This window comes from Flaviaesturariibacter aridisoli (assembly GCF_004343705.1).
Classification (GTDB): Bacteria; Bacteroidota; Bacteroidia; order Chitinophagales; family Chitinophagaceae; genus Flavisolibacter; species Flavisolibacter aridisoli.
The window spans coordinates 1-4,463 of sequence record NZ_SKFH01000070.1; the positions used below are offsets into that span (position 1 = coordinate 1).

Here is a 4,463-nt window from a genome sequence, read left to right on the forward strand (position 1 = left end):
AGCTATGAAGTGCGCCTGGCCTCGCTGGCCGCGCAGCCTACCGACGGCGTCGCGCTCAACACGATTACGCAGGCGCTTGCTACCGGCTGGACCGACGTGAGCTACAACAACAACGGTTCGATCAACACCGGCCTGAACGTCACGAACCCCGTGATCACGCTGGGCGCGGTGACGGCCAGCAAGCCCAATGTCAACTTCGGCATAGATGCCCTGCCTGCTGCGGTTACCGTTTCTGCTACTTCTGCAGTGAATCCAGGTGGTGCGAACAATGCCGTTGTTCCGGCCACATCTTTCAGCGGTACCGACGCGGTGGACCTGGCCGGTGGCAGCATCAGCTATGTGCGCCTGACGGCGTTCCCCGCCAACGCTACTTCCATTACCGTTACCGGTGCCCTGACGGCCGGCGGTGCGGTAACGACCACCACCTACACAGCGGGTACCTTCCCCGCCGCTGGTCTCTATATCGCTACGGGTGCCAACGGCAACCTGTCCAATGCGAATGCCGTTCAGGTAGACCCGGTCAACGGTGCGGCCTCGGTGGCGCTTTCCTATAAGGTGGTGGATGCTGCCGGTATCGAGTCGGCCAGCACCGGAACGGCTAGCGTGTCCTTCACCGACCTGGTGGTATCGGGTTCGGTATACAACGATGTTAACGGCGGCACCATCAACGGACCGCTCATTTCGAGCGCCGGCGGTGCCCTGTATGTGAACCTGGTCAACGCCGCCACCAATACGGTGGTCGCTTCCAAGGCGGTCAGCGGTGGTGCCTATTCCTTCAATACGGCCGACGGTCTGCAGAACAACATCACCACCTATGCGCTCGTGCTCACCAACGCGGCCACTGCAACCGGCTCCACGCTGCCTTCGACTGCCTGGACCTACACCGCCGAAGGTGTGAGCGGCACTACCGGTGACGGCGCTCCCAACGGCACCTATGCTTTCGGCGCCAGCATCACGGCCAGTACCGTGATCGACTTCGGTGTCGACGCACTGCCGGCTACCACGGCCCTAACCACCGCTGCGACGCAGCAAAATCCCGGCGGCACCAACACGGTGACCGTTCCGGCCACGGCCTTCAGCGGCACCGATGCCGATGCAGCCAACGGCGGCGTCATCAGCTACGTGCACATCACCGACTTCCCCGCCAATGCCACGACGATCACGCTCATCGGGTCCACCACGATCGGCGGCCCGGTAACCACGACCATCTACACGTCGGCCACCTTCCCGGCCGGCGGCGTGTATATTGCCACGGCTGCCAACGGCAACCTGTCCAACGCGGCTGCCGTTAAAGTAGACCCGGTGAACGGTGCGGTGAACGTAGACATCCCCTACCGCGCGGTAGACAATGCCGGTAAGGAAAGCCTTGCCAGCGGCGCGGCCCGCCAGCCCCTGAGCGACGTGAGCATCTCGGGCTCGGTATACGACGACCCGGATGCCGGCATCATCAACGGCACGCTGCGCAGCAACGCCGGCGGTCAATTATATGTGAACCTCGTGAGCGGCACGACGCTGGTAGCCTCCAAAGCTGTGAGCGCTGCCGGTACCTATAGCTTCAGCACCGCCGACGGCCTGCAGAACAACGTAGGCGACTACACGCTGGTGCTGACCAATACGGCGCTGGCCACGACCTCGACGCTGCCTTCGGCCGCCTTTACCTACACGGCAGAAGGCACCACCGGCACGACGGGCGACGGTCTTGCCAACGGCACCTTTACTTTCGGTGCCAACGTAACCGCCAATACGGTGATCGATTTCGGTATCGACGCCCTTCCCACCGTGACGGCGCTGACCACGGCTACGTCGCAGGTGAACCCCGGCGGCACCGCCACCATCACCGTTCCGGCTTCGACGTTCAGTGGCGCCGACGCGGGTGATCTTTCGGGCGGCCTCGTCAGCTACATCCTGCTGACGGCCTTCCCGGCAAACGCTACTTCGATCACGGTTACCGGTGCCACCACCATTGGCGGCGCCGTGACCACCACGACCTATACTTCGGGCACCTTCCCCGGCGGCGGCCTCTACATTGCCACCAACGGCGCGGGCAACCCCTCCACGACAATCACGGTCGACCCGGCCAACGGTGCGCTGAACGTTGACTTCAGCTACCGCAGCATCGACAACGCCGGCAAGGCCAGTACCGCTACCGGTACGGCCCGCCAGCCGCTCAGCGACCTGGTCATTTCGGGTACGGTATACGACGATGCCGACGGCAACAGCAACGCGCTGATCGACGGTACGCCGATCTCCAACGCCAACGGCCAGCTCTTTGTAAACCTGGTGAACACCGCCGGCAATACGGTGGTGGCTTCCCGCAGCCTCAGCAACGGCACCTTCAGCTTCGGTACCGCCGATGGTCTTCGCAACGACATCAGCACCTATGCGCTGGTGCTCACCGACGCAGCCGGCAACACGGTAGCCGCCCTCAGCAGCAACTGGGTAAATACCGGTGAAGGCCTGTCGGGTACTTCCGGCGACGCCAACGCCAATGGTCGCTTCCTGTTCGGTGCGAACGTAACGACCAACAAAGTGATCGACTTTGGTATCGACGCCCTGCCGGCCCCGGCGGCGCTGACCACCGCGACCGCGCAGGTGAACCCCGGCGGCACCGCTACGGTGACCATTCCTGCCACGACCTTCAGCGGTACCGACGCCTCCGACCTGAGCGGCGGTCGCATCAACTACATCCACATCCTTTCGTTCCCGGCCAACGCCACGACGGTGACCTTCGCCGCCGCAGCGACTACACCGGGTGGCGCAACCGCCAACGCAACCTATACCACCGCCAACTTCCCGGTAGGAGGGGTGTACATCGCTACCAACGCTGCGGGCAACCCGTCTTCGGCTATCGTGGTCGATCCGGCCAACGGCGCGGTGAACGTTGACTTCACCTACAAAGTGGTCGACAACGCCAACCGGGAAAGCGCGGCTTCGGGCATTGCCCGCCAGCCGCTGACCGACCTGACCATTGCCGGTACGGTTTACGACGACGTGACCGCTGGTACGATCGACGGCACGCCGATCTCCAACGCCGGAGGCCAGCTGTACGTGAACCTCGTCAACACGGCGACGAACACCGTAGTGGCCAGCCAGGCCCTTACCGACGGCACGTTCAGCTTTGGCACTGCCGACGGTCTTCGCAACGACATCGGTACCTACCGCCTTGTGCTGACCAGCAGCGCTTCGGCAACCGCGTCCACACTGCCCTCCACCGCCTGGGTATACATGGCAGAAGGCAGCAGCGGCACGAGCGGCGACGCCCTGGCCAACGGCACCTTCGACTTCGGCGGCAACGTCGGCACGAGCCGGACCATCGACTTCGCCATCGAGGCGCTGCCGGTGCCTGCCGCACTGACGATCGCCACGCCGCAGGTGAACCCCGGTGGCACCAATACGGTGACCATCCCGGCCGCAACCTTTGTGGCTTCCGATGCGACCGACCTGGGCGGCGGTGCCGTCAGCTACATCCGCATCACGGCCCTGCCGGCCAATGCTACCTCGGTGACCCTCAGCGGCAGCACGACGCCTGGCGGCCCGGTCAGTACGGTAACCTATGGTACCGGCTTCACGGCCTTCCCGGCCGGCGGCGTGTACCTGGCTACCAACGCGTCGGGCAACCCCACGCAAGCCATCACGGTTGATCCCGTGAACGGCGCCGTGAACGTCGACTTCACGTTCACCGCCATCGACAACTCGGGCAAGGAAAGCCTGACGAGCGGCATCGCCCGCCAGCCCCTCACCGACATTGCGATCAGCGGTACCATTTACGACGATGTAAACGGCACCAAAGACGGCATCATCAACGGTACGCCGGTTGGCAGCCTCAGCAGCACGCAACTCTATGTGAGCCTCGTGAGCGGCGGCAACGTGGTAGCGACGCAGGCGGTTGCCGGCAACGGTACCTACAGCTTCTCGTCGGCCAACGGTGTGCAGACCGGTACTACCTACACGGTGGTGCTCAGCACTACGGCTGGAACCATCGGCCAGCCCGCTCCGGCCGCTGCCCTGCCCTCGGGTTGGGTGAATACGGCGGAAGGCACGACGGCCGCCGGCGACGGCGACCACAACGGCCAGGCCAGCACCGGCGCGCTCGCCGGTAACAGCACGGTGAACTTCGGCGTCAACGCACTGCCGGTAGCGACCAGCAGCACCAGCACCGCCCTGGCCAACCCCAGCGGCAACACGCTCGTGACCATTCCTTCGGCTTCCTTCCCGGGCACCGATCCGGAAGTAAACAACACGGGTGAGATCAGCTTCGTGCACCTGACGTCTTTCCCCTCGAACGTAACGTCGGTATACGCCTACAGCAGCACCTCGGTCAATGGACCGTTCGCCTTCGCTACCTATACGTCGTTCCCTGCCGGCGGCATTTACCTGCCCACCAGCCTTCCCGGCTACCTGTTGCCGGTAGACGCCCTGCAGATCGATCCCGTAGACAATGCGCTGAACGCACAATTCAACTA

General features: G+C 64.0%; 1 protein-coding gene. It reads left to right on the forward strand.

Annotation, left to right across the window (positions count from 1 at the left end):
• Positions 1-4,463: beta strand repeat-containing protein (locus E0486_RS19035; RefSeq protein ID WP_165917413.1), on the forward strand; the 4,463-nt coding region annotated here is incomplete at both ends.